This is a genomic window from Roseovarius ramblicola (genome assembly GCF_042430665.1).
Classification (GTDB): domain Bacteria; phylum Pseudomonadota; class Alphaproteobacteria; order Rhodobacterales; family Rhodobacteraceae; genus Roseovarius; species Roseovarius ramblicola.
In genome coordinates this window covers 18,799-44,220 of record NZ_JBHMEC010000026.1, presented here as the reverse complement: position 1 = coordinate 44,220, position 25,422 = coordinate 18,799, and the positions used below count along the sequence as shown (strand labels likewise).

24 protein-coding genes and 1 pseudogene are annotated in these 25,422 nt (G+C 66.9%); 14 read left to right on the top strand and 11 right to left on the bottom strand.

All coding sequences use genetic code 11. The features are described 5' to 3' along the window. Positions 1 to 12: 12 nt before the first annotated feature. The 4 genes and pseudogenes from ACFFU4_RS15065 to ACFFU4_RS15050 all read right to left on the bottom strand — a co-directional run. Positions 13 to 260 (bottom strand): annotated as a pseudogene (locus tag ACFFU4_RS15065) (aldehyde dehydrogenase family protein); the annotation flags it as partial. A gap of 4 nt (positions 261 to 264) precedes the next feature. Next, positions 265 to 1,143 (bottom strand): NAD(P)-dependent oxidoreductase, encoded by an 879-nt coding sequence (locus ACFFU4_RS15060; RefSeq protein ID WP_377070637.1) that lies wholly within the window; start codon positions 1,141 to 1,143, stop codon positions 265 to 267. A gap of 535 nt (positions 1,144 to 1,678) precedes the next feature. Next, positions 1,679 to 2,851, bottom strand: a complete 1,173-nt coding sequence (locus tag ACFFU4_RS15055) for a fatty acid desaturase (RefSeq protein ID WP_377070636.1) — start codon at positions 2,849 to 2,851, stop codon at positions 1,679 to 1,681. 234 nt (positions 2,852 to 3,085) lie between these two features. Next, positions 3,086 to 3,523, bottom strand: a complete 438-nt coding sequence (locus ACFFU4_RS15050; protein ID WP_377070635.1) for a PaaI family thioesterase — start codon at positions 3,521 to 3,523, stop codon at positions 3,086 to 3,088. A 142-nt stretch (positions 3,524 to 3,665) separates the two neighbouring features. Here ACFFU4_RS15050 and ACFFU4_RS15045 point away from each other — a divergent pair, with 142 nt between their 5' ends. After that, positions 3,666 to 4,415: a LytTR family DNA-binding domain-containing protein gene (locus ACFFU4_RS15045; protein ID WP_377070634.1), complete on the top strand. Its 750-nt coding sequence runs from the start codon at positions 3,666 to 3,668 to the stop codon at positions 4,413 to 4,415. Between the two features lie 6 nt (positions 4,416 to 4,421). On the opposite strand, the gene bhcD is transcribed toward ACFFU4_RS15045, so the two are convergent. The 4 genes from bhcD to bhcA are packed head-to-tail and all read right to left on the bottom strand — an operon-like array spanning position 4,422 to position 8,823. Continuing rightward, positions 4,422 to 5,390 carry an iminosuccinate reductase BhcD gene (gene bhcD, locus ACFFU4_RS15040; RefSeq protein ID WP_512700573.1) on the bottom strand — a complete coding sequence of 323 codons (969 nt, stop codon included), beginning with the start codon at positions 5,388 to 5,390 and terminating at the stop codon, positions 4,422 to 4,424. Positions 5,391 to 5,428: 38 nt separating this feature from the next. Then, positions 5,429 to 6,592, bottom strand: a complete 1,164-nt coding sequence (gene bhcC, locus ACFFU4_RS15035; RefSeq protein ID WP_377070632.1) for a 3-hydroxy-D-aspartate aldolase BhcC — start codon at positions 6,590 to 6,592, stop codon at positions 5,429 to 5,431. A 53-nt stretch (positions 6,593 to 6,645) separates the two neighbouring features. Next, entirely contained in the window at positions 6,646 to 7,620 is a 975-nt protein-coding gene (gene bhcB, locus ACFFU4_RS15030) for a beta-hydroxyaspartate dehydratase BhcB (protein ID WP_377070631.1), read from the bottom strand. A gap of 12 nt (positions 7,621 to 7,632) precedes the next feature. Next, positions 7,633 to 8,823, bottom strand: a complete 1,191-nt coding sequence (bhcA, locus tag ACFFU4_RS15025; RefSeq protein WP_377070629.1) for an L-aspartate--glyoxylate aminotransferase BhcA — start codon at positions 8,821 to 8,823, stop codon at positions 7,633 to 7,635. A 225-nt stretch (positions 8,824 to 9,048) separates the two neighbouring features. Here bhcA and ACFFU4_RS15020 point away from each other — a divergent pair, with 225 nt between their 5' ends. The 8 genes from ACFFU4_RS15020 to ACFFU4_RS14985 all read left to right on the top strand — a co-directional run bounded on the left by ACFFU4_RS15020 (position 9,049) and on the right by ACFFU4_RS14985 (position 17,186). After that, on the top strand, positions 9,049 to 9,873 hold the full coding sequence (locus ACFFU4_RS15020; protein WP_377070628.1) for an IclR family transcriptional regulator: 825 nt from the start codon (positions 9,049 to 9,051) through the stop codon (positions 9,871 to 9,873). A gap of 139 nt (positions 9,874 to 10,012) precedes the next feature. Further along, on the top strand, positions 10,013 to 10,330 hold the full coding sequence (gene clpS / locus ACFFU4_RS15015) for an ATP-dependent Clp protease adapter ClpS (RefSeq protein ID WP_377070867.1): 318 nt from the start codon (positions 10,013 to 10,015) through the stop codon (positions 10,328 to 10,330). Between the two features lies 1 nt (position 10,331). Beyond that, positions 10,332 to 11,330, top strand: a complete 999-nt coding sequence (locus ACFFU4_RS15010) for a class I SAM-dependent methyltransferase (protein ID WP_377070627.1) — start codon at positions 10,332 to 10,334, stop codon at positions 11,328 to 11,330. 48 nt (positions 11,331 to 11,378) lie between these two features. After that, complete coding sequence (locus ACFFU4_RS15005; protein ID WP_377070626.1) at positions 11,379 to 12,179, top strand: SDR family NAD(P)-dependent oxidoreductase; 801 nt, start codon at positions 11,379 to 11,381, stop codon at positions 12,177 to 12,179. An 11-nt stretch (positions 12,180 to 12,190) separates the two neighbouring features. Continuing rightward, complete coding sequence (gene hemF, locus ACFFU4_RS15000; RefSeq protein WP_377070625.1) at positions 12,191 to 13,105, top strand: oxygen-dependent coproporphyrinogen oxidase; 915 nt, start codon at positions 12,191 to 12,193, stop codon at positions 13,103 to 13,105. A 227-nt stretch (positions 13,106 to 13,332) separates the two neighbouring features. Next, positions 13,333 to 15,045 (top strand): bifunctional sulfate adenylyltransferase/adenylylsulfate kinase, encoded by a 1,713-nt coding sequence (locus ACFFU4_RS14995; RefSeq protein WP_377070624.1) that lies wholly within the window; start codon positions 13,333 to 13,335, stop codon positions 15,043 to 15,045. 321 nt (positions 15,046 to 15,366) lie between these two features. Next, a complete protein-coding gene (locus ACFFU4_RS14990) occupies positions 15,367 to 15,798 on the top strand; it encodes a hypothetical protein (protein ID WP_377070623.1) in 432 nt (143 codons plus the stop codon). Positions 15,799 to 16,460: 662 nt separating this feature from the next. Then, positions 16,461 to 17,186 (top strand): hypothetical protein, encoded by a 726-nt coding sequence (locus ACFFU4_RS14985; protein ID WP_377070622.1) that lies wholly within the window; start codon positions 16,461 to 16,463, stop codon positions 17,184 to 17,186. On the opposite strand, the gene ACFFU4_RS14980 is transcribed toward ACFFU4_RS14985, so the two are convergent. Together ACFFU4_RS14980 and ACFFU4_RS14975 are read right to left on the bottom strand one after the other, a co-directional pair. Beyond that, the gene (locus ACFFU4_RS14980; RefSeq protein WP_377070621.1) at positions 17,180 to 17,419 is read right to left on the bottom strand and encodes a DUF1150 family protein; all 240 of its coding nucleotides are present in this window, start codon (positions 17,417 to 17,419) and stop codon (positions 17,180 to 17,182) included. The genes ACFFU4_RS14985 and ACFFU4_RS14980 overlap by 7 nt on opposite strands. A gap of 6 nt (positions 17,420 to 17,425) precedes the next feature. Continuing rightward, entirely contained in the window at positions 17,426 to 17,839 is a 414-nt protein-coding gene (locus tag ACFFU4_RS14975) for an Hsp20 family protein (RefSeq protein ID WP_377070619.1), read from the bottom strand. Between the two features lie 160 nt (positions 17,840 to 17,999). On the opposite strand from ACFFU4_RS14975, the gene ACFFU4_RS14970 reads away from it, so the two are divergent. From ACFFU4_RS14970 to ACFFU4_RS14960, 3 genes are read left to right on the top strand one after another with little or no spacing between them, the layout of a single operon-like run. Continuing rightward, positions 18,000 to 18,224, top strand: a complete 225-nt coding sequence (locus ACFFU4_RS14970; RefSeq protein WP_377070618.1) for a YdcH family protein — start codon at positions 18,000 to 18,002, stop codon at positions 18,222 to 18,224. A 45-nt stretch (positions 18,225 to 18,269) separates the two neighbouring features. After that, positions 18,270 to 18,761: a 5-(carboxyamino)imidazole ribonucleotide mutase gene (gene purE / locus ACFFU4_RS14965; protein ID WP_377070617.1), complete on the top strand. Its 492-nt coding sequence runs from the start codon at positions 18,270 to 18,272 to the stop codon at positions 18,759 to 18,761. Next, positions 18,751 to 19,830, top strand: coding sequence for a 5-(carboxyamino)imidazole ribonucleotide synthase (locus tag ACFFU4_RS14960; protein WP_377070616.1), 1,080 nt, complete (start codon positions 18,751 to 18,753; stop codon positions 19,828 to 19,830). The genes purE and ACFFU4_RS14960 overlap by 11 nt, the downstream gene beginning before the upstream one ends. Before the next feature lie 480 nt (positions 19,831 to 20,310). Here ACFFU4_RS14960 and ACFFU4_RS14955 read toward each other — a convergent pair whose 3' ends face one another. Next, the gene (locus ACFFU4_RS14955) at positions 20,311 to 20,790 is read right to left on the bottom strand and encodes a hypothetical protein (RefSeq protein WP_377070615.1); all 480 of its coding nucleotides are present in this window, start codon (positions 20,788 to 20,790) and stop codon (positions 20,311 to 20,313) included. Between the two features lie 1,022 nt (positions 20,791 to 21,812). Here ACFFU4_RS14955 and pdxR point away from each other — a divergent pair. Together pdxR and xsc are read left to right on the top strand one after the other, a co-directional pair. Beyond that, positions 21,813 to 23,300 carry a MocR-like pyridoxine biosynthesis transcription factor PdxR gene (gene pdxR / locus ACFFU4_RS14950; protein WP_377070614.1) on the top strand — a complete coding sequence of 496 codons (1,488 nt, stop codon included), beginning with the start codon at positions 21,813 to 21,815 and terminating at the stop codon, positions 23,298 to 23,300. A 228-nt stretch (positions 23,301 to 23,528) separates the two neighbouring features. Beyond that, positions 23,529 to 25,304 carry a sulfoacetaldehyde acetyltransferase gene (gene xsc / locus ACFFU4_RS14945; RefSeq protein WP_377070613.1) on the top strand — a complete coding sequence of 592 codons (1,776 nt, stop codon included), beginning with the start codon at positions 23,529 to 23,531 and terminating at the stop codon, positions 25,302 to 25,304. Positions 25,305 to 25,422: the final 118 nt, after the last annotated feature.

The window sequence follows — 25,422 nt, the reverse complement described above, 5'->3', positions numbered from 1 at the left end:
CTCCTTCGCGCCTCAGCCGTAATGCGTCATCACGGTCTTGATCCGCGAGAATTCGTGCAGGGCGACAAATCCCTTTTCTCGCCCGTGACCGGATTTGCGGACGCCACCGAAGGGCAATTCCACCCCCGATTCCACCCCCCTGCCGCACCGAAATTGTTGACGAAGACCCGCCCGCAATGCAGCGCCTTCGCCATCCGTTTCCGCCGCGCCCCGTCGCGGGTCCGGACCGAGGCCACAAGCCCGTAATCGGCCCCGCCCGCAGGATCACGCGGACCCGGTTTGCAGCAGCCGCACCTGTTCGGGCATGAAGGCGTCGCCTTCCCCGCGCTCGACCAGGGCGCTCAGCGTTTGACAGACCGCATCGGCCAGCCGTTTCTCCGCCCCGAGTTCGCCGGCCATCCCGGCGTAGTAGCCTGCATCCTTCAACGCATTGGCGATGGTGAACCGCATCAGGTCGGAATTGCCGTCGAGGATGAACGGCGCCACACGTTCCAGCGCCGCGCCGCCCGCGCCGCCCTTGCGCAGGCAATCGACCATGGCGTCGATGTCCATCCCGTCCCCGATCGCGCACGCCGCGACCTCGGCGATCAGCGTCACGGTGCCAAGCGAGATGATGTTGTGGACCAGCTTCAACTGATGCCCGCAGCCGACGTCGCCCGCCACGAAGATGTTCTCGGCAAAGCTCTCCAGCAGCGGCCTGACACGCGCGATGTCCCTGGCCTCGCCGCCCACCAGCAGGTTGAGACGGCCCTCCTCGGCCTCCTTCGGCGTGCGGGTCATCGCGGCGTCCACAAGGCCGCAGCCCTTTTCCCGCACCCTCGCGGCCAGCGCGCGGGTCGAGCCTGGGATCGCGGTCGAGCAATCGACGACAATGCTACCGGGGCGCAATGCCTCCAGCACCGCGCCCGAGCCGATCAGCACATCCTCGACCTGCGGGCTGCCGGTCACGCAAAGGACGAGCACATCGCAAACCCCCGCGAGATCACGCGCCGTGTCATGCGGCGTTGCGCCGAGGGCAACCAGATCGTCGGTCGGCTGATTGCCGGCGTGATCGAGGAAGCGGAGAGTCCAGCCCTTGCGGGCGATGTTCCCGCCGATGCCATGGCCCATCAGGCCGACGCCGATCAATCCGATTGTTGTCATGGTGGGTTCTCCTGCCATCGCGTTTCGCTCACGGCGTGCACCAGGTCCGGCGTGGCGGTTCCCAAGGATGCCGTTGAACGGCACCGCAGCAGAGAGCGTATCGAGAACATCCGGTGATCTTCGCCTTACCAAAGCCATAGCCCTGGAACGAACATCAGACAATCTGATTGGATCAGGGCATTCGTGAGAAAAGCCGAACGGATGCATCGGGCATCCCGCGTGCTGTCGTCGGCAGCCCCGGTCAGGGCGGCGCAATGTCACGGCTGGCCCGGGGCCATGATCAGGCGGCTTTCGTGGTCATGCCGAGAACCGTGCCGATCCCGTCCCGGGCCCCGGGCGCATCCGCGGCGACGTCACGCCCCTGACGTCCGGCGCGCGGACCGATACGGGCGCGCACCCGCATTCGCGATCCGGTGCAGGGATGACCAGTGACAGACCGGTACGAGGGCCTCATGTCTGACGACCGGCGCCAGCGGCGCAGCCCCGCCGGCGTCTGTGCCTATTTCCCGGTGGCCGGGTGCCACGCTTGCAATGCTCAGGCGGCGCCTGCCCGCGCCTCGGCAAAGGACAGCAGCCTGCCGCGCTGTTCGTCCCACAGGTGGAGCCGCGCGCAGCGGAAGCTTTCCCAAAGCGTGATGCGTTTGGATTGCGCCAGCAGATCGTGCTCCGCGATCACCTCGGGCAGGCGGTAGAACGGGATGCGGCTGGCCAGGTGATGTACGTGATGGATACCGATATTGCCGGTGATCCAGCGCAGCACGGCGGGCAGCGCGAAATGCGAACTGCCGTTCAGGGCTGCCTCCTGAATGTTCCACTCGTCCTCGTGCTGCCAGCTCGTTTCCTCGAACTGATGCTGCACGTAAAAGAACCACATCCCCGCCATCGCCGCCAGAAGCACGGTCGGCACGAACACGAAAAACAGGACGTCCCAGCCGCCCAGCCAGACGATCAGTGTCACGCCGAGGCCGATGGCGGCATTGGTCCCCATGGCGCTCAGCCAGTAGCGCCAGCCGGCGCGCATCAGGTGGATGGGCAGCCGGTGTTGCAGGAAGAACATGTAGAACGGCACCACCCCGAACAGGAAAACGGGGTTGCGGACAACGCGATAGAGCGCCCGGCCGGCCCAGCCTTTCTCCTGATATTCCCGCACCGTCAGCGTCGGCATGTCGCCGATCCCCCGCCGGTCCAGATTGCCGGTGGTGGCGTGGTGGACCGCGTGGGTCTTGCGCCAGACATCATAGGGCGTGAGCGTGAGCACGCCGATCCCGCGCCCGATCCAGTCGCACAGGCGCCGGTCGCGGAACAGCGAGCCGTGCCCGCAATCGTGCTGGATCATGAAGAGACGCAGAAGGAACCCCGAGTTTGCCACCGCCAGGGCCATCGCCAACAGGGGGCTGATCGAGACCATCCACCAGGCCACCGCCCATATCCCGACGAAAGGCGCGAGCGTGACCGCCAACTCGAATATGCTGCGGGAGGGCATGGGTTGACGATATTTCATCAGCGACCGCGTCCAGTCCGACGCGGCGGGCGCACGTTCGTCCCCCACGTCGGCCACGCCGGGGCAAGGATCGGTGTCACGGCAGGCGGTCGGGACCGGCGCGCGCGGCGCTCGGGACGGATCGACCGCGCGCCCGGTATCCTGCCGCATGTCCTGTTGGTCGGGTTGCGCGTCGCTCTGGTGGCAGGGTCTGGGCGAATCGGTCATTCAGGGTTCCTTGTCCTTCGAGGTCATGTATATCACCCCGGCGGAGTTCGAAAGGCTCTCAAGGCGGTGATGCCGCAACCGGATCGTGCCCGGTTTATCCCGGCACCGATGACGGCCTGATGACCGGTCGCTGCACCGCGCGGCATCCGGCATCCGGCATCCGGCATCAGGCATGTCCCGCGACTGCACGCGACCATACGGCACGCGACCATGCGGGTCCGGCCGGTTCCCGCCTCACGGTGCCAGCGGGACCATTGTCCCCATGAGCCGCGCCACATGCGTCTCGCGCCCGGCCTCGACGGCGTGGATATCCGCCTCCACGATCACCAGCCGCCGCCCCGGGCGCAGCACACGGCCCGCGGCCACCAGAAGTCCACCCTTGGCGGGGGCGAGCAGGTGGATCTTCATCTCGCTGGTCAGCACCTCGTACCCCTCGGGCAGCACGCTCAGCGCGGCATAGCCGGCGGCGCTGTCGCCAATGGCAAAGCTCAGGCCGGCATGGGCGTAACCGTGCTGCTGACGGCTGCCCGGCAGGATCGGCGCCTCGATCCGCACCCGCCCCGCACCGACCTCCACCAGCCGCGCGCCCAGCGTCTCCATCATCGCCTGCGCGGCAAAGCTTTCGCGGATCCGCGCCGCCACCCTCGGCTCAGGCCTGGCCCGGTGTTCCATTGTCGTCCTCCTTCATTGTGCCGCAGTTTCGCGGCCCTGCGCGGCAACAGACGGTTGGCCCCGTGAAATTCCCCTGCTAGATACACGCTATGCACGAAGTTCCAAGGGTGTCGAGTTGATCTGGTCCGAGTTCCGGCGGCGCATGGCAGAGACCGCTGCGGCGGTCACATCCCGCATCACGATGTCGATCTGGCTCACCGCCTGCCTGATCGCCGTGGTCGCCGGGCCGTTCGGAACGTTCCAGACCATGAGCTTTGGCCTGCGGCTGGCCTATTGGGGCACGGTCATCACCTCCGGGCTCGCCCTCGGCGCTCTGGTACATGCCGTGTTCCTGACCATCTGCCGCGGCTGGCACCCGTTCTGGATCGACCTCAAGGCCGCGGCGCTCATCACCACGCTGCTCGCGCCGCTGATCTTCGTGCTGCGCGCGGGGCTCGACCCGATGCTCACCCGCGCCGATCTCTCGCCCGGCTCGATCTGGATCAATACCGGGCTCTTCGTCCTGCCGATCTTCGTCCTGCGGCGGCAACTGACCGGGGCAGAGCGCACGCCCGAGCCGCGCCGCCCGCGCCTCCTGCGGCGTCTGCCCGACGCCTTGCAGGAGGCCGAGGTGCTGCGGCTCTCGGCGCGCGATCACACGGTCGAGGTGGCGACAGACCACGGCCCCGCCACCCTGCGGCTGCGCCTCAAGGACGCCATCGACGAGATGGAACCGGTCGAGGGGGTCTGCACCCACCGCTCGCATTGGGTGGCGCGCGCCGCGATCACCGGGTACGTGTCCGAGGGCGGCAAGCTCTTCGTCACGCTCGCGAATGGCGACCGCGCCCCGGTCGGCGGCAAGTACCGCCCCCGGCTCGAAGAGCTTGGCCTCGTTCCGGGACAGGACGGCTGAGCCGCCTCAGCCCAGCCGCACGACCTCGCCCAGCCCCCGCTCGCGCGCGATCGTCGCGGCGACCGACGCCACCGCCAGGTCCTGCAACCCCACGCCGGTGCCGTCGAACAGCGTGATGTCCCCGTTTGCCGCGCGCCCGGCATGGGTGCCGTTGATGACCGCGCCGACCGGCGTGATATCGCCCTCGGAAATCAGCCCCTGCGCCACCGCGTGCTGCGCCTCGCCGATGCTCACCGATTGCGCCACCTCGTCGGCAAAGACGGCGGCACGCGCCAGCAACGCCGGGTCCACCTCCTGCTTGCCCGTGGTGTCGGTGCCCATGCAGGCGATATGGGTGCCGGGCCTGATCCAGTCCGCCATCAGCAGCGGTTGATGCGCGCTCGTGATCGTGATGATCACATCCGCCTGCGCGCCCAATTCCTCCGGGCTCACCCCCTCGAACGCCAGCCCCAGATCCGCGGCCACCGCTTGCAGGCGGGGCAGCATCTCGGGATGCGGATTCCAGGCCACGACCTTCTCGAAATCGCGCTGCTCGGCGGCGGCGCGAAGCTGAAACGTGGATTGATGGCCCGCACCGACCATGCCCAGTACCTTCGCGTCCTTCCGCGCCAGATGCGCGATGGAGACCGAGGACGAGGCCGCCGTGCGCAGCGCGGTGAGGTAATTGCCCCCCACCAGCGCCGACAACTGCCCGGTATCGGGATCGAACAGGCACACCGTCGATTGGTGGTTGGTCAGCCCCTTGGCGGCGTTGCCCGGCCAGTAGCCGCCCGCCTTGAGGCCAAGGCTCAGCCCCGCGCGGTCGAACCCGCCCTTGAAGCCGTAGAGCGCATCGGCGTGGCCGATGGCCTCGCGCACCACTGGAAAGTTATAGGCGTCCCCGCGCGCCATCGCGGCAAACACATCGCTGACCGCCGCAAAGGCATCGGTGCGGCTGATGACCTGCCGGCAAATCTCCTCGCCGACGATGACGATGCCCTGTGTCTCGATCTGGCTGTCCATCATCCCGCCCCTCAATACGCGCGGCCACGGGCCGACACCGGCCAGACCGTCTCGACCTTGCCATTGCGGACACCGACATACCAGTCATGGACGTTGCAGGTCGGGTCGCAATGCCCCGGCACGAGGCGCAGCTTGTCGTTGACCTTGAGCACGCCCTGCGGGTCCGCCACCACGCCGTGCTCGTCCGAGCACTTGACGTATTCGACATCCGTGCGGCCAAAGACCACCGGCAGCCCGCTGTCCACCGACTGCGCCTTGAGGCCGGCATCGACGATGGCCTTGTCCGCCTTGGCGTGGCTCATCACCGAGGTCAGGATGAACAGCGCGTTCTCCCATTCGCCCTGGTCGATGCGGTTCCCGTCCTTGTCGAGGATGCGACCGTAATCGGCATCCATGAAGGCATAAGAGCCGCACTGAAGCTCGTTATAGACCCCCGAATTGCCCTCGAAATAATAGCTGCCGGTGCCGCCGCCACCGACGATGTCGCACTCAAGCCCTTGCGATTTCAGCCCCTCGACGGCATCGCGCACCTGCGCCACGGCCAGATCGATCTTGGCCTTGCGGTCCTCGTATTTGTCCATGTGCTGCATCGCGCCCTGATAGGCCTGAATGCCCGCGAACTTGAGGCCCGGCGCGCCGTCGATGGCCTTGGCGATCTCGACAACCTCTGGCGTCGTCGTCACGCCGCAGCGCCCCGCGCCACAGTCGATCTCGACCAGACATTCGATCTGCGTGCCATGCTTTTGCGCCGCTGCCGACAGATCCGCCACATTGGCCAGATCATCCACACAGCAGATCGTGCGCGCGCCCAGCTTGGGCATCCGCGCCAGCCGGTCGATCTTGGCGGGGTCGCGCACCTGATTGGACACCAGCACGTCCCTGATCCCGCCACGGGCAAAGACCTCGGCCTCGCTCACCTTCTGACAGCAGACGCCGCAGGCACCGCCAAGGCTCTCCTGAAGCTTCGCCACGTCCACCGACTTGTGCATCTTGCCGTGCACCCGGTGGCGCATCCCGTGCGCCTTTGCCCAATCGCCCATCTTGCGCACGTTGCGCTCCAGCGCGTCGAGATCGAGCACGAGACAGGGCGTCTGGATATCGGCCTCGTCCATGCCCGGCAGGGCGGGGATGTCAAAGCCCACTTCGAAGTCGTCGAGATTGATCGCGTCTTTCATGATGTCCTCCGGTTTGCTTTCGACCGCAGGCCGGGGGTCACCCCGGCCCGCTCTCATTTGATCCAGGGCAGGCGGTCGAGATCGACATTGCCGCCGGTGATGATCACGCCGACACGGCGGCCCGCGAACACCTCGCGGTTCTTCAGGATCACCGCCAGCGGCACCGCGCAGCTTGCCTCGATCACGATTTTCATCCGCGCCCATGTCAGCTTCATCGCGTCGATGATTTCCTCTTCGCTCGCGGTCAGGATGTCGGTGACGTTGCGGCTGACGAAATGCCAGGTGTTGTCCTTCAGCGGCACCTTCAGCCCGTCGGCCACCGTCTCGGGCGCGTCGTCGGCGATGATGTGCCCGGCCCTGAAGCTGCGCGCGGCATCGTCCGCCTGCTCCGGCTCGGCGGCGTAAATCTGCACATCGGGCGCAAGCGTCGACAGCGTCAGGCAACAGCCCGACACCATGCCGCCGCCGCCGATGGGCGCGATCACCGCGTCCAGCCCCTCGACCTGTTCGATCAGTTCCGCCGAGCACGTCGCCTGCCCCGCGATCACGCGCGGGTCGTTGTAGGGATGGACGAATTCCGCGCCCGTCTCTTGCTGCACGCGGGCGAATACCTCCTCGCGGCTCGTCGTGGACGGCTCGCACTCGGTGATGATCCCGCCATAGCCGCGCACGGCGTCCTTCTTGGCCTGCGGCGCGGTGCGCGGCATCACCACATGGCACGGGATGCCCCGCCGCCCGGCGGCATAGCTGAGGCTGAGCGCGTGGTTGCCGCTCGAATGCGTGGCCACACCGCGCGCGGCCTGCTCATCCGACAGGCCGAACACCGCGTTCGACGCGCCGCGCGCCTTGAACGCCCCCGCCTTCTGGAAGTTCTCGCACTTGAAATGCAGGTCCGCCCCGGTCAATTCATTGAGATAGGACGAGGTCAGCACCGGCGTGCGGTGGATGTAGGGCGCGATCCGCGCGCGCGCGGCGTGCATGTCGTCGATCGTCAGATCGGCGGCGGTTTGCGGCTTGTGGTCCGGCATGTCGGTCTCCTTTCACGCGGCCTGCGCGCGTTGCGTGCCAGCGGTGGCCCGGTAATGCGCCTGCGCGGCGGCCACCCCGCTGCCAGGGGTTATCGGGTAATCCAGATCGGCCATCGCCATCTCGATCACGGCCAGCCCCGACAATACCATCGCATCCGTCAGGCTGCCCAGGTGGCCGATGCGAAAGGCGCGGCCGTTCATCTCGCCAAGGCCCGTGCCAAAGCTCATCCCGTAGGTGGCAAAGGCGTGGTTCACCAGCGCGTTGCTGTCAAATCCCTCGGGCACGCAGATTGCACTCACCGTATCCGAATAGAGGTCGGGCGATTGCGCCACCAGCCGCAAGCCCCACGCGTTCACCGCCGCGCGCACCCCCCCGGCCAGCCGCGTGTGACGGGCATAGACGTTTTCCAGCCCTTCCTCGAACAGCATCTTCAGGCTCTCATCCATGCCGAAGATCAGTTGCAAGGGCGGCGTGTAGGGAAAGCCGCCATTGGCATAGGCCCCGAGCATGTCGCGGAAATCGAAATAGGTGCGCGGCAGCGTCGCCGCCTCCACAGCCTCCAGCGCCTTGGGGCTCACCGCCACGATGGCCATGCCGGTCATCAGCATGAACCCCTTCTGCGAGCCCGACACGGCAATATCCACGCCCCAGCCGTCCATCTCGAACGGCATCGACGCCAATGAGCTGACGCAATCCACCATCAACAGCGCCGGGTGCCCCGCGCCGTCCATCGCCGCGCGCACCGCCGCGATATCCGAGCGTACCCCGGTCGCGGTCTCGTTATGGGTGACCAGCACGGCCTTGATTTCGTGGCCGCTATCGGCCTGCAACGCCTCGGCAAAGCGGTCGGCGGGCGCGCCGCTGCCCCACGGGCATTCGATGATCCGCACGTCCAGCCCGTGGCGCTGACACATGTCGATCCAGCGATGGCTGAACATGCCGTAACGCGCCACCAGCACCGTGTCGCCGGGCGACAGCGTGTTGGTGATCGCGGCCTCCCAGCCGCCGGTGCCCGACGCGGGAAAGAGCACGATCTCCCCCGTTTCCGTACCGAACACCCGCTTGCACCCCGCGCGCACCGGCGCCAGCGCACCGGCAAAGGCGGGCGAGCGGTGATCCATCGTCTGCACCTGCATTGCCCGGCGCAGCCGGTCGGGGATGTTGGTCGGGCCGGGAATGAAAACCGGGTTCTGGTCTGACATGGCGCTGTCCTCCTCGCGATGACACATGATGACGCGAGGCGGCGCGGAATGCAATTTTTCTGAAAATATTTTTCATTTAACTCGAAAAATCATCATACAACTGATTTACAATGACTTTATGTTTTCCACCTTAGCCCGCCGGAAAATGTTGGAAATATTTTTCACCCGCCATATGCTCTGCACGATCAACCTCCGCCGACAGTACATCCCGGCACAGGCCCACCCATGACCCAATCCCCCCGCCCCCGCGGCCGCCCCCGTTCGGCCTTTGCCGACAAGAGCGGCACCACCCTTCAGGCGCTCGACCGCGCCCTTGCCCTGCTCGCCGAGGTGGCCCGCCGCGACGGCGCCAGCCTGACCGACCTGTCGCGCGCGCTCGACATCCCGCCGGCCACCACCCACCGCATCCTCGCCACGCTGCAAGCCCGCGATTTCGTCCGCTTCGACGAAGAGCGGCAGGATTGGTCCGTGGGGCTAGAGGCCTACCGCACCGGCGTCGCCTATCTCAGGCGCGCGGGGCTTGCCGATATGGGCCGCCCGGTGATGCGGCGGCTGATGGAGGAAACCGGCGAGACCGCCAACCTCGCCGTGCCCGACGGCTCCGAGGTGGTGTTCATCGGACAGGTCGAGACCGGCAACCCGATCCGCGCGTTCTTTCCGCCCGGATCGCGCACGCCGATGCACGCCTCGGGCATCGGCAAGGCGATCCTCGCCGCCCTGCCCGGGGATCGCCGCGCGCGCCTGCTGCCGGGCACCGGGCTCACCGGCTTCACCGCGCACACCCATGTCAGCCTCGCCAGCCTGATGGCCGATCTCGACGCCACCCGCGCGCGCGGATGGTCGCTCGACCGCGACGAGCGCTACGAGGGCATGTCCTGCATCGGCGCGGCGATCCTCGACGGGCGCGGCGAGCCCTGCGCCGGCATCTCGATCTCGGGGCCGTCCTCGCGCTTCTCCGACGACAGGCTGCCCGCCTTCGGCAAGGCGGTCACCGAGGCGGCGGCGGAGCTGACCGCGCTCATCGCCGGACAGCGCCCGCAGGAGAATTGACCGAACCCGGCCCCCGCCCCCCTTTTCTCGGGGCCGCCTTCGGTTATATAGAGAGGCTGAGGCCGGAGTGCCTCCAAACGCAACCCGACCCTCACGGCCAAGAACGCGCAGCATGTCAGCACACGTCCCGATCACCACCATGACCGGAGCCAACGACGATGACCCCGACAGCGCGGTCGTCACCAGAACCCGTGCGAAGACCAAGCGCCCGCCGCTCTACAAGGTCTTGCTGCTCAACGACGATTACACACCGATGGAATTCGTCGTCGCGGTGCTCGAGCGGTTCTTCGGCATGTCCCACGCGCAGGCGTTCGAGATCATGCTCACCGTCCACAAGAAGGGGGTGGCCGTCGTCGGCGTGTTCAGCCACGAGATCGCCGAGACCAAGGTGGCGCAGGTGATGGATTACGCGCGCCGCCATCAGCACCCCCTGCAATGCACGATGGAAAAGGAATAGCGTGGGCCTCGCCACACGCCTGACGCTCGCCCTGTCGGGCGGCCATGTCACCCTGCCCGGGGCCGGACGCATCGCCGTGTTCGGGCCGCGCGCGGGCGCGGACCTGTCGGCCCTGCCCGAGGATCGCGTGCAGGTCATCACCACGCTGCGTCCCGATTTCGACCATTTCACGGCCCAGGGGTTCGACCGCGCCACCGCGCCCTCGGGCCGCTACGCCGCGGCCGTCGTCTGCCTGCCGCGCGCGCGGACGCTGGCACAGGCCATGGTGGCACAGGCCGCCGCCTGCACCGACGGGCCGGTGATCATCGACGGCAACAAGACCGACGGCATCGAATCGATGCTGCGCGCCCTGCGCGCGCATCCCCGCGCCACCCCCGGCGCGCCGCTCTCCAAGGCGCATGGCAAGCTCTTCGCCCTCGCCCCCGGCGCCGACCTCGCCGACTGGCAGGCCGGGGGGCCGCAACGGATCGAGGGCGGCTTCGTCACCGCGCCGGGCTGCTTCTCCGCCGACGGGATCGACCCCGGCTCGATGATGCTGGCCGACACCTTGCCCGCCACCCTCGGGGCCCGCGTGATCGACCTCGGGGCCGGCTGGGGGTATCTCTCCGCGCGCGCCCTCGCCCGCGACGGCATCGAGCAGCTCGACCTTGTCGAGGCCGACCATGCCGCGCTCGACTGCGCGCAGCTTAACGTCACCGACCCCCGCGCGCATCTGCACTGGGCCGACGCCACCGCCTGGCGGCCGGAGCATCCCGCCGACACCGTCATCACCAACCCGCCGTTCCACACCGGGCGCGCCGCCGACCCGGCCCTTGGCCGCGCCTTCATCGCCGCCGCTGCCCGGATGCTCAAGCCATCGGGCGCGCTGTGGCTCGTGGCCAACCGGCACCTGCCCTACGAGACCACGCTCGCGCAGAATTTCAAGCGCGTCGAGGAGGCCGCGGGCGATACCCGCTTCAAGATCCTCCACGCCAGCCACCCCTCTCGCCAGCGGCGCTGAAATCGCCTAGTCTCGCGCCCGGCACAGCATCCCGAAAGGCCCGCGCCGATGTCCTTCTCCATTTCCGGCAAGACCGCCATCGTCACCGGTGCCGCCAACGGCATAGGCCTCGCCATCGGGCGGCACTTCGCCGACAAGGGGGCCAACGTGATGTTCGCCGACAAGGACGAGGCACGCCTGAAAAAGGAACTGGGCAGCCTCGCCGAGAGCGACAACATCCGCTTCTTCGCCGGCGACATGCGCCAGAAACTGGCGCAGGCCAACCTGCTCTCGGCCACGCTCGACGCCTTCGACGAGGTGGACATCCTCGTCAACGCCTGCCGTCAGGTCGCCGCCTCGGACCCGCTCAACCCCGACGATGACGGGGTCGAGACGCTGCTCCAGCAGAACCTTATGACCGCCCTGCGCATGAGCCAGCTTGTCGCGCGGCGCATGATCAAGCAGGACAAGGGCAGCCGCAAGGGCACGGCGGGCGCGATCGTCAACCTGTCGTCGATCGCCGCGCGCCGCACCCATCCCGATCTCATGGCCTACTCGATCTCGTCTGCCGCGCTCGACCAGATGACGCGCAGCCTCGCCGTCGCCCTCGCGCCGCACCGCATCCGCGTCAATGCCGTGGCCTTCGGCTCGGTGATGAGCGCCTCGCTCAAGGACACGCTGCGCGAACACGGCGATTACCGCGAGGATATCGAGGATCACACCCCGCTGGGGCGCATCGCCTCGGCGACCGAACTGGCCGAAGCGGTGCAATATCTCGCCTCGGACGGCTCCGGCTTCATGACCGGACAGATCATGACAATGGATGGCGGGCGCACGCTGCTCGACCCCGTGGCCGCCGCCGCGCATTGAAAGGCTTGCCGATGACCGAGGATTTCACCGAGGACTTCACTGCGGATTTTACCGAGGAAAAGGCCCGCGCGAGCGCCTGGTTCCGCCACTTGCGCGACGAGATCGTGGCCGCCTTCGAGGCGCTGGAACAGAGCCATGACACCGGCCCCCTCGCGGATGCCGCGCCGGGCCGCTTCGAGGTGAGCGAGACCCGCCGCAACAGCGAGGACGGCTCCGACGCGGGCGGCGGGCTGATGAGCGTGATGCGGGACGGGCGCGTGTTCGAGAAGGTGGGCGTCAACGTCTCCGAGGTCTACGGCCACCTCGGCCAGGCCGCGCAAAAGGCGATGGCCGCGCGCGGCGTGCCGGGGATGGAGAGCGACCCGCGCTTCTGGGCCTCCGGCATCAGCCTCGTGGCACACATGCAGAACCCGCATTGCCCCGCCGTGCACATGAACACCCGCATGTTCTGGACACCGCACGCGTGGTGGTTCGGCGGCGGATCGGACCTAAACCCCTGCATCGAATACCCCGGGGACACCGCCCATTTCCATGCACAGCAGGAGGCCCATCTCGCCCCCCACGGGGCCGATCTCTACCCCCGGCTCAAGGCATGGGCGGACGAGTATTTCTACATCCCCCACCGGGGCCGCGCGCGCGGCGTCGGCGGCATCTTCATGGACGACCGCAACACCGGCGACTGGGAGGCGGATTTCGCCCTGACACAGGATATCGGCCGCGCCTTCCTTCCGGCCTTCGTGCCGCTGATCGAACGTCGCCGCGTGCAGGATTTCACCGATGCCGACCGCGACACGCAACTCATCCACCGCGGCCTCTACGCCGAATACAATCTCGTCTACGACCGCGGCACCAAGTTCGGGCTGGCCACCGGCCACGACGCGAACGCCGTGCTGATGAGCCTGCCGCCGCTGGCGAAATGGGTGTGAGCGGACGAACATTCCGCTGAACCGCCGCGACACCGCCCATTGCCGCAAGCCACCGTGTTCAGCCGGGATATTATCCCAAAACCCGCCGGGACCGTATCAAATCCGCCTCATTTGCCGGAAAAACCCCGGATGCGCTTGAACTGTCCCGTGCTCCGGGTCTAAGCCGCGCGCAACCCCGGTGCCGGCCCGGTCGCGCCATGACAATATCCCAGACGACGAAGGTTCCCATGCAGTCCGCCAATCTCGCCCCCGTCCCCGAACTCTATGTCTCCTACGAGAGCGCGCAAAAGCTCAAGCACGAGGCCGGCACCCTCGCGAGCTGGGATCTCGGCCCGCGCCAGATCTGCGATCTGGAACTGTTGATGAACGGCGGGTTCAACCCGCTCAAGGGGTTCCTGTCCGAGGCCGATTACGACAGCGTCGTCGAAAACATGCGGCTCGCCGACGGCGCGCTCTGGCCGATGCCGATCACCCTCGACGTGTCCGAGGATTTCGCCGAGCGCCTCGAAATCGGCCAGGACATCGCCCTGCGCGACCAGGAGGGGGTGATCCTCGCCACCATGACCGTCACCGACCGCTGGACGCCTGACAAGGCGCGCGAGGCGACGCATGTGTTCGGTGCCGACGACATCGCGCACCCGGCGGTCAACTACCTGCACCACACCGCCGGTCGGGTCTATCTCGGCGGCCCGGTCACCGGCATCCAGCAACCGGTGCACTATGATTTCCGCGCCCGCCGCGACACGCCCAACGAATTGCGCGCGCTCTTTCGCAAGCTCGGCTGGCGCCGCGTCGTCGCCTTCCAGACGCGCAACCCGCTGCACCGCGCGCACCAGGAACTGACCTTCCGCGCCGCCCGCGAGGCGCAGGCCAACCTGCTGATCCACCCGGTCGTGGGCATGACCAAGCCGGGCGACGTCGATCACTTCACCCGCGTGCGCTGCTACGAGGCGGTGCTCGACAAGTATCCCGCCTCCACCACCACCATGAGCCTGCTCAATCTCGCCATGCGCATGGCCGGCCCGCGCGAGGCGGTCTGGCACGGCATCATCCGGCGCAACCACGGCTGCACCCACATGATCGTCGGCCGCGACCACGCCGGACCGGGCAAGAACTCGGCGGGCGAGGATTTCTACGGCCCCTACGATGCGCAGGATCTGGTCCGCGAGCACCAGCACGAAATCGGCATCGAGATGGTCGATTTCAAACACATGGTCTATGTGCAGGAGCGCGCCCAATACGAGGCCATGGACGAGATCGAGGACCGCGACAACGTCACCATCCTCAACATCTCCGGCACCGAGTTGCGCCGCCGCCTGCGCGAGGGGCTCGACGTGCCCGACTGGTTTTCGTTCCCCGAGGTGGTCGAGCAGTTGCGCCACCGCTTCCCGCCGCGCTCGCAACAGGGCTTTACCGTGTTCTTCACCGGCTTTTCCGGCTCGGGCAAATCCACCATCGCCAACGCGCTGATGGTCAAGCTTATGGAGATGGGCGACCGCCCGGTGACGCTCCTCGACGGCGACATCGTGCGCAAGAACCTGTCGTCGGAGCTCGGCTTCTCCAAGGAGCACCGCGACCTCAACATCCGCCGCATCGGCTATGTCGCCTCAGAGATCACCAAGAACGGCGGCATCGCCATCTGCGCGCCGATCGCGCCCTACGGGGCCACCCGCCGCGCCGTCCGCGAGGAGATCGAGCAATACGGCGCCTTCATCGAGGTCCACGTCGCCACCTCCATCGAGGAATGCGAACGCCGCGACCGCAAGGGCCTTTACAAGCTGGCACGCGAAGGTAAGATCAAGGAATTCACCGGGATTTCAGACCCTTACGACGTTCCCGAAAATCCCGAACTGCGCGTCGAGACCGAGAATGTCGAGGTCGACAACTGCGCCCATCAGGTGCTTCTCAAGCTCGAACAGATGGGCCTCGTCGCGGGCTGATCGCCAGGCACAATGAACTTTCGGGCCGTCCTTCACCGGGGCGGCCCCGATCTTGGTGAGTCCACTGTCTCTTTTGCGGGACATTGCTGCCGTTCGCACTTCGAAGGCAAAGTGCAGGTCCAAGCCTATAACAGTCTTCGCCCGCCCACCAACTCTTGGCGTGTATGGCACATCGCGAAGTACACAGAAGCCTATCGGCCCGGTGTCCCATTCGCGATCGGCATCATTGAAGCTTCCGCGTTTATTCAACCTATGTTAACCAAGCTAAGAGACTCACAGGGGATATTTTTCGTCCGAATGTGTTGGAGATAGGAAGGCTTCATGTCAGATAAAGATGAAGAAACGGAAGAGCCCATTGATGATGAGCCTGAGGTTTCTAGCGGCCGTAAAGAAAAAGGTCAAAGGCAGCCTTTCATAAACCTGCGCAGAGAACTTAGTGAAGAAGAACTGTCAAACTCCGGCGTTCAAAAAATGATGCTTGCAGAGGTTGAGCGATTGGACGCGGAGAACGACAAGCTCCAAGACGTGCAGCTTCAGTACCACCAAAAAGACAAGCAGGTTGCTGTGTTTGAGGAGAAATTTAAAGCCAAAGTAGCAATTGAAGTAATTTCCACTGGGATGATTACTGTTGGCTCGGTGCTTCTAGGCTTGGCATATGGAGCTTGGGATAAAGCCCCGCTAGGATTGTTTTTTCTTGCGTCTGGAGTGGCTTTAGTAATTCTTGCAGTAGTTGCGAAGGCTATAAAATCATGAATTTGCAACTACGATCCATTGTTGAACCTGGCGATCTCGCCAAGGAAAGGCTGACGCTGAGAGCCCTAACGGATTTAGATGTGGGTGATTACATAGTAGCTCAATCAGGATACGTTGATGACAGTCCTACAACGACCTTTTTTCATACCGTTTGGTTTCCGTACAAGAGAATCAAGAAGGGCGATCTAGTAGTCGTATATACCAAAAGGGGAAGCGAAAGGGAGCGAGAGATCTCTACGGGAAAAGTCGCGCACTTTTATTACATGGATTTGGGCCAGACCATCTGGGATACCCCCGGCACTGGCGCTTTGGTCCTTTATGCTCCCGAGTGGACCAGTGCTTCGGTCGATGACCTCGGTTAGTTTCCCGTCGTGAGGTGATGATCTCTGCCTTGAGGAGCCGAAAAACTCGGTCATTCGTGCTCGACGCGGAGAATGACCAGTTCGCCTCAGTGTCGGATGGCCATGTCCTCTTTGGGCGGGCTCCCAACCTTCTCTGCGGCTGTTACGAATGTCCGTATTGGTGAAGGTTTTCTGATGCGGTTCGCAACTTTGCACCGGCAGCGTCCTGCGCACGGCGGCCATCAGAACAATCAGCATTGGTCAATGCTGGCCTCAAAGCAGACATTCCGAAACGCGTACCAAGCCCGTTACAATAACCCCATGTACGCCATATCGCTCACCTCGATCCCGCCGCGCTACCCGCACCTCGGCCCGGTCCTGGCCAGCCTGCTCGCCCAACGCCCGCCGCCCGCCCGCGTGATCCTCGCCCTGCCCGATACCCCCGCACGCTTTGCCCCCGCGCCGCCGCCGGACACGCCCGACGGGGTTGAGATATGGCCCCTGCCCCGCGACGAGGGTCCGGCCACCAAGGCGCTGCCCGCCGCGCGCGCGCTGACGGGCCATATCGACCGGCTGATCTATTGCGACGATGACTGGATCATGCCGGAAGGCTGGGCCGCGCGGCTGCTCGCCGCCACCGACGCGCGGCACGCCGCCGCCGCCTCCGGCTTCGGCCTCGACCGCCTCAAACGGTACGGCCACCGCACCCCCGCTCCCGGCCTCACCGATATCGCGCAGGGCTTTGCCGGGGTCTGCATCCGCCCCGAATGGCTCGCCGGTCCGGGGTGCATCCCGCCGCCTGCGGCGTGGCCTGTCGACGATATCTGGCTCTCGGCGCAGCTTGCCCGGCAGGGCATCGCCATCCGCCTCGCCGCCGCCGCGCGCACGGGCATGCGGCACGCCTTCGACGACGCCCACGCCCTGCAAGACGCGGTCATCGGCGGGCGCGACCGCGCTGCCGCCAACCGTGCCTGCCTCGACGCGATCACGGCGCGCGACGGCCTCTGGCCGCCGGCACCGCACGCCGACCGGCCCTGCGATCAGTGAACGGCGACAGGCTCCATGTCGTTCTGCCGCGCCAGGAAATAGGCCATCCGGCGATCCGCCACCAGCGCCAGCCGCTCTCCTGCCGTGCTGTGCACCGCGTAGAGCGTGTCGTGATCGCCGACCTTCGCGCGCATCTCCTGCGGCAGGTCACTGGCCTTCACGGGGCGCACATAGACGATGGGCCGCCCGTCGCCGGTGTCCATGTCGGTGTCGATATCGTATTTCGTGTCCATGCTTGCTTACCCCTTCGTGATCCTGACCTGCTGCACCACCGGCTCCGGCTCGATGCGCCGCAGATCGACATGCAACAGCCCGTTTTCCATGATCGCCTCGCCCACCTCGACTCCGTCGGCCAGCACGAAAGAGCGCTGGAACTGACGCGCCGCGATGCCGCGATGCAGGAACACGCGCTCCGCGTTCCCGTCCGCCTGCCGCCCGCGGATGACCAGTTGGCGGTCCTCCACGGTGATCGACAGATCCTCCTCGGAGAATCCCGCCACGGCCAGCGTGATCCGGTAGGAATTGGGAGAAGTCTGTTCGATATTGAAGGGCGGGTAGCCCTCGTTACCGGATTTGGCGCTGCGTTCCAGCAGCCGCTCAAGCTGCTCGAACCCCAGCAGATACGGGTGCGACCCCAGTGTAAGCTTCGTCATCGACACGTCCTTGGCTAAGCGACCGTCCATCTCTCCGGGCCCCGTCACGGCGACCCTGAACCGGAAATATGGGTGCGCGCCCGGCGCCGTGCAAGACCTTTGCGAAACCGCCGGGATCGGCTATCCTGTACGCCCGGCAGCCAGCGAGGATCCGCGCGCCATGAACGCCTACAGCGACCTTTCGATGAAGACCGACGAGGTTCTGCGCGTCGAACTCGAAGAGTTCCGCCGCGAGCACGCCGATCTCGACGCGGCGATCCGCGCGCTTCAGGAACGGTCCACCGCCGATCAGCTCACCCTGCAACGGCTCAAGAAAAAGAAACTCTGGCTGCGCGACATGATCGCCCGGATCGAGGACCGGCTCTACCCCGACATCATTGCGTAACCCCCCGTCATGGGTATAGTGCGCGCTCCGAAACAGGGGGCGCGAATGACGGACGTCAAGATCGGAATCATCATGGGCAGCCAGTCCGACTGGCCCACCATGCGCGAGGCGGCGCAGATCCTCGACGAGCTCGGCGTGGCCTATGAGGCACGCATCGTCTCGGCCCACCGCACCCCGGACCGGCTCTGGGAGTATGGCCGCGACGCCGGCCCGCGCGGGCTCAGGGCGATCATCGCGGGCGCGGGCGGGGCGGCGCATCTGCCGGGCATGATGGCCTCCAAGACGCGCGTGCCGGTGATCGGCGTGCCGATCCAGACCCGCGCATTGTCCGGCGTGGACAGCCTCTATTCGATCGTGCAGATGCCGCGCGGCTTTCCGGTGGCGACGATGGCCATCGGCGCGGCGGGGGCTGCCAATGCCGGGCTGATGGCGGCGGCGATTCTGGCGGGCGAGGACGCGGAGCTCGGCCGCCGCCTCGACGCGTGGCGCGCCGCCCTGTCGGCCTCGATCCCCGAGGAGCCACGCGATGACGACTGACCCCCTCGCCCCCGGCGCCACCATCGGCATCCTGGGCGGCGGCCAGCTCGGCCGGATGCTCTCGGTCGCCGCCGCCCGCCTCGGCTACAAGACCTGCATCTTCGAGCCCGCCGCCGACTGCCCCGCCAGCCACGTCGCGAATGTCCACTTCAAGGCCCCCTACGAGGACGAGGACGCCCTGCGCGCCTTCGCCGCCGCGGCGGATGTCATCACCTTCGAGTTCGAGAACATCCCCGCCGCCGCGCTCGACCTGCTGGCAAACCTCACCGCCGTGCGCCCCGGCCGCCGCGCGCTCAGGGTCAGCCAGGACCGGCTCGTGGAAAAGGCCGCGCTCGCCGACATGGGGCTGGCCACCGCGCCCTTCGCCGCCGTGGACGATGCCGAGGACCTCGCCGAGGCGCTCGCAGAGATCGGCCCGCCGGGCATCCTCAAGACCCGCCGCTTCGGCTATGACGGCAAGGGGCAGGTGCGCGTCGATACCCCGCAAGGCGCCACCGCCGCGCTAGACGAAATGGCCGGCCAGCCGGCCATCTACGAGGGGTTCGTCGCCTTCTCGCACGAGGTCTCGGTGATCGCCGCGCGCGGGCTCACGGGCGAGGTCGCCTGTTTCGACCCGGGCGAGAACGAGCACGAGGGCGGTATCCTGCGCACCACCACGGTGCCCGCGCGGCTCTCGGCGGCGCAACGCGCCGATGCCGTGCTGATCGCGGGGCGCATCCTCAACGCGCTCGATTATGTCGGCGTGATGGGGGTGGAGCTGTTCGTCACCGAGGGCGCGCTCATCGTCAACGAGATCGCGCCGCGCGTGCACAATTCCGGCCACTGGACGCAGGCGGGCTGCGCCATCGACCAGTTCGAGCAGCATATCCGCGCGGTGGCGGGGCTGCCGCTCGGCGATGGCGGCCGCCACGCCGATGTCGGGATGGAAAACCTCATCGGCGACGACATCGACCGCCTGCCCGAGCTGCTGCGCGACCCACGCGCGAGCCTCCACCTCTATGGCAAGGCCGAGGCCCGGCCCGGGCGCAAGATGGGCCACGTCAACCGCGTGACGGGCGCCGCGGGATAATTGGCGCGCCCCGCGCACCCGCCGCGAACCCGGCCCGGCCACCACCGCACGGCACAAGACGGGCGGACCGGGGCCCAGCAGCCAACCTGTCCACCCCTGGCCCAGCCGAACCCGGGTCCAGCCGAGCCCAGGCCCAGCCGAGGCGGAGAGGGGGCGGGCCGGGCGGGGGCCCGTCGGATGCCGGGCCCCCGCCCGGCCCGCCTGCGCCCTTGTCCGTGGCGCGGCGCGTGTTTCATCCGTCAACGCGGCCGCGGTCTCCTCCGGCATCACGGTGCCGGTCGTATCCGGTCGGCGCGGGGGCCGCAAAGACCGCGCCCGCCTGTTTTCTCGCAGCGGCCACTGCACAACACCGACCGGGCCCCGTCCGGTGCGCGGCGCCCGGGCCATCCGCCAGCACCATCTGCGTCACACCCGCCAGCGCGGCACCGGTCGTATCCATGCACCCGGCGCGGCGCCTGCCGCTTCCCGGCGCCGCCCCTGTCACATCCACCAGCGCGGCCGGTCGTGCCGCCCCAGCCAGCCGCCGACGCTGAAATGGTCGCGCCGGATCAGCAGCACCAGCGCGATGAACGCCGCCAGCACCGCGAGGTCGATCACCTGGTTGCGGTTCACCGGAAAGCCCCGGTCGTTGAGCGCGAACGGGTCGAGAAACCCCTCCCAGCGACGGGTGACGGTAAAGAAATGCATCACCAGCAGGCTGCCATAGCTGAGATACCGCAGCACCCCGAGCGCCACCAGCACACACAGCGCGATCTGTCCCCAGCCGCCCAGCATGACCTGCGCCACGCTCACCTCGACCCCGTCGAAATGCCGGGCAAGGTTCTGATACTGCTGCGGCGTGATGATCTTGTGTGCGGCCCACAGAAAGATGAACCACGCCAGCCCCAGCCGCAGGATCAGGAGCGCCGCGCCGTCGAGCCTGTCCTGCGCACTCAAACCGATGCCGTTTGCCGATGCCATCCCGCCCGTTCCCGTTGCTGCCACGTTGCCTGCACCGGCCACCGCGCCTTCGCCTGCTTGCCCGGTCCGCCCGGTCCGCCCGTCCGCTCCGCCCGATCCGCACCGTGCCATCGCAGTGGCGGGGGATCGACGTGGACACGCCGGTTTGCCCGGTCTGGCTAGCGGCAAGCAAGCTGCGGCGCAAATCACAGCTTGGTCAGGGATGTGTCACGCAGGGGCCCGCGCCCCGCCCCGCGACCTCGCAGACACCCCGCCGCACCCGGCCTGCGCCGCACCCCGCTCGCGCCGCACCTGACATGCGCCACACCTGGCCTGCGCCGCACCTGGCCCGCGCCGCACCTGGCCCGCGCCGCACCTGGCCTGCGCGGCACCTGGCCTGCGCCGCACCCGGCACGCGCACAGCACCCGGCACGCGCCGATCGATCCGGGTTGCCGGTCCGAACTGCGCATCGCCCGGCCCGCAGCGCCGTGCCCGTCCCCGTCGCCGCCCGTTCCGCAGCGCCGTGCCCGTCCCCGTCACCGCCCGGCCCGCAGCGCCGCGCCAATCCCTGTCGCCGTCCGGTCGCCGTGCTGCCGCTGTCCCCGCAGCGCCGCACCTGTGCCTGTCACCGCCCGGCCCGCCGGATCGCGCAGGCGTCGCGAATCGGCCCCTCCGCTCGCCACGCGGCACCGGTCACGTTATGCCGGTCCGTGTCAGCGCACGGCGCTGCCCCGCCACGCCGACCTGTGCGCGATCCCGTCCCGCGTACCAGGCACCACCGCGGGCAGGCCCGGCCGATGCGTCTCATGCCCTTGCGTCTGGCCTGACGTATCCCTTCATCCCTTCATTCGTTGATCCGTTGATCCGTTGATCCGGCGAATCGTCCGGGTTCCCACACCGTGACGGGAAAACCTTGCGATCCGGTTGACGCCCCGGACACGACCTGTCGCGAACCTTGCGGTTCGGCCCGCGAACCGAGAGGTTCGCAGATCACGCACCAGACCAGATTGCGGCCCGGATAAGTCCAGCCTATCCTGCCGCAATGGCGATCCCGGTTGAGACATTCTTCCTCGCGCCCGATGCCGAGGGCACCCTGCAAGCACAGATCCGGCAGATGATCGCGCAGGGCATCCTGTCGGGGCGGTTCCGCAAGGGCGAGAAGTTGCCGTCCTCGCGCCGCCTTGCCGCGCACCTCGGCGTCAGCCGCATCACCGTGACCCTCGCGCTCACCGAGTTGCAGGCCAGCGACTACCTCGAAAGCCGCGACCGGTCCGGCTACTATGTCTCTGAAAACGCACCGGAACCTCCCGCCTTCGCTGATCCCGCCCCGCGCCGCGAGACGGTGGACTGGGCGCGCGCGCTGGGGCGGCGCTACAGCGATGGCGACACGCCGGAAAAGCCGCTCGACTGGGCGCGCTACCCCTACCCGTTCATCTATGGCCAGACCGATCCGCAGCTTTTCGACCATGCCAACTGGCGGCAATGCGCGCTGCGCGCGCTGGGCGCGCGGGATTTCCACGCGCTGAGCGCCGATCATTACGACCGTGACGATCCGAGCCTCGTGGAGTTCATCGCGCGCCACATCCTTCCGCGCCGCGGGATTCTCGCTCAACCCTCTGAAATCCTTATTACAATGGGGGCGCAAAACGCGCTCTGGCTGGCCGCGCAGGTGCTCTTGACGCAGCGGCGCACCGCGGTGATCGAGAACCCGTGCTACCACGCGCTGCGCGACATCCTCACCCAGTCGCGCTGTCACCTGCACGCCATAGACGTGGATCGCGACGGGTTGCCGCCCGAGGCGCTGCCGCGCCACGCCGACGTGATCTTCACCACGCCCAGCCACCAGTCGCCCACCAACGCCACCATGCCGCTCGACCGCCGCCGCGCGCTGCTTGCCCGCGCCGCCGACCGCGAGGCGCTCATCGTCGAGGACGATTACGAGTTCGAGATGGCCTTTCTCCACCCCCCTCTCCCGGCGCTCAAGTCGCTCGACACCGAGGGGCGGGTGATCTATGTCGGGTCCTTCTCCAAGTCTGTGTTTCCGGGTTTGCGCCTTGGCTATCTCGTTGGATCGAAACCTTTTATTCGAGAGGCACGGGCACTGCGCGCCTCTGTTCTGCGCCATCCGCCGGGTCTGATGCAGCGCACCGCCGCCTATTTTCTCAGCCTCGGCCACTATGACAGTCTGATCCGCCGCACGGCGCGCGTCTTCGCCGGGCGCCGCGAGGTGATGGAGGCCGCATTGGCGGCACACGGGCTTGACATCGCCGGGCGCGGAGCCTTCGGCGGCTCGTCGATCTGGATGCAGGCCCCGGACGATGTGGACACCACCACGCTCGACACCCGCCTGCGCGCGCAAGGCGTGCTGATCGAGCCGGGCGCGCCGTTCTTTCACGGGCCGGACCGCCCGCGCAACTTCTACCGTCTGGCCTATTCCTCGATCCCGTCCGGGCGCATCGTCGAGGGGATCGCGCGGCTGGCACGCGAATTGGACAGCGGGCCCGGGCACGGGGCGGATCGCCCTTGCTGATATTTGTAACAATATAATCAGGGAGCTAACAATTCATGAACAGGTACGGCATTCATCAGACTGGATTGAAATCTCATTTATTGATACTTTGATTCTCAATAATGCAATGTATTGGACTTATCTGACACTCCGCTCTGGCCCTACTCGCCATGCCGCCCCCCGGCTAGGGTTCGCCCGAACAGACATGCCCCGCGCGCCATGCGTGCCCCAGACCCAAGGAGCCACCCGATGAGGATGACCACCGAAGAAGCCTTCGTGAAGACCCTGCAACGGCATGGAATCAAACATGCTTTCGGCATCATCGGATCGGCCATGATGCCCATCTCTGACCTGTTCCCGCGCGCCGGGATCACCTTCTGGGATTGCGCCCATGAGGGCAGCGCCGGGATGATGGCCGACGGCTATACCCGCGCCTGCGGCGAGATGTCGATGATGATCGCCCAGAACGGCCCCGGCATCACCAATTTCGTCACCGCCGTGAAAACCGCCTACTGGAACCACACCCCGCTCCTGCTGGTGACCCCGCAGGCCGCCAACAAGACCATCGGCCAGGGCGGCTTCCAGGAGGTCGAGCAGATGAAACTCTTTGAGGACATGGTCGCCTACCAGGAGGAGGTGCGCGACCCGACCCGCGTGGTCGAGGTGCTCAACCGCGTGATTCTCAAGGCAAAACGCGCCTCCGCCCCGGCGCAGATCAACCTGCCGCGCGATTTCTGGACGCAGGTCGTCGATATCGAGTTGACCGACGTGCTGGATTTCGAGCGCCCCTCGGGCGGCGAAACCGCGATCGCCGAGGCGGCGAGACTTCTGAGCGACGCCAAATTCCCCGTCATCCTCAACGGCGCGGGCGTGGTTCTGGCGGATGGCATCGACGCCTCGCGCGCACTGGCCGAACGGCTCGATGCGCCGGTTTGCGTGGGCTATCAGCACAACGACGCCTTTCCCGGCTCGCACCCGCTGTTTGCCGGGCCGCTGGGCTATAACGGGTCCAAGGCGGGGATGGAGCTCATTTCCAGGGCCGATGTCGTGCTCTGCCTCGGCACGCGGCTCAACCCGTTCTCGACCCTGCCGGGCTATGGCATAGACTACTGGCCGAAGGACGCCAAAATCATTCAGGTCGATCTCAACCCCGACCGGATCGGCCTCACCAAAACCGTCACCGTCGGCATCGTCGGCGACGCGAAAAAGGTGGCCGAGGGCATCCTCGGGCGTCTCTCCGACAGCGCCGGCGATACCGACCGGGACGCGCGCAAGTCCCTGATCGCGAATACGAAATCTACCTGGGCGCAGCAGCTTTCCTCGATGGATCACGAGGATGACGATCCCGGCACCACCTGGAACAAGCGCGCCCGCGCCGACAAGCCCGACTGGATGAGCCCCCGCATGGCGTGGCGCGCGATCCAGGCGGCGCTGCCCAAGGAGGCGATCATCTCGTCGGATATCGGCAACAACTGCGCCATCGGCAACGCCTACCCCTCTTTCGAGGAAGGGCGCAAATACCTCGCCCCCGGGCTCTTCGGCCCTTGCGGCTACGGCCTGCCCGCCATCGTCGGTGCCAAGATCGCCTGCCGGGACGTGCCGGTGGTCGGCTTTGCCGGCGACGGCGCCTTCGGCATCGCGGTCAACGAGCTTACGGCCATCGGCCGCGAGGAGTGGCCGCCAGTGACGCAGATCGTGTTCCGCAACTACCAATGGGGCGCGGAAAAGCGCAACTCGACCCTGTGGTTCCACGACAATTTCGTCGGCACCGAGCTGGACGAGAAGGTGAGTTATGCCGGCATCGCAAAGGCTTGCGGCCTCAAGGGCGTGCAGGTCAAGACCATGGACGCGCTCACCGACGCGCTTGATCAGGCGATCCGCGACCAGATGGAGAACAACACCACCACCCTGATCGAGGTGCTGCTCAATCAGGAACTGGGCGAGCCGTTCCGCCGCGACGCGATGAAGGAGCCCGTCGCCGTGGCCGGGATCGACCCCGCCGACATGCGCGCGCAGCAGGTCTGAGCCGTCGCACGACCGTGATCCCGCGCGGACACCATGCCGCGCGGGGCTATCCTGGGCCCGCGACGCTGTGACAGGACCGGACATGACAGAGCCTTATCCGTTTCTAGCCAGGACCCTG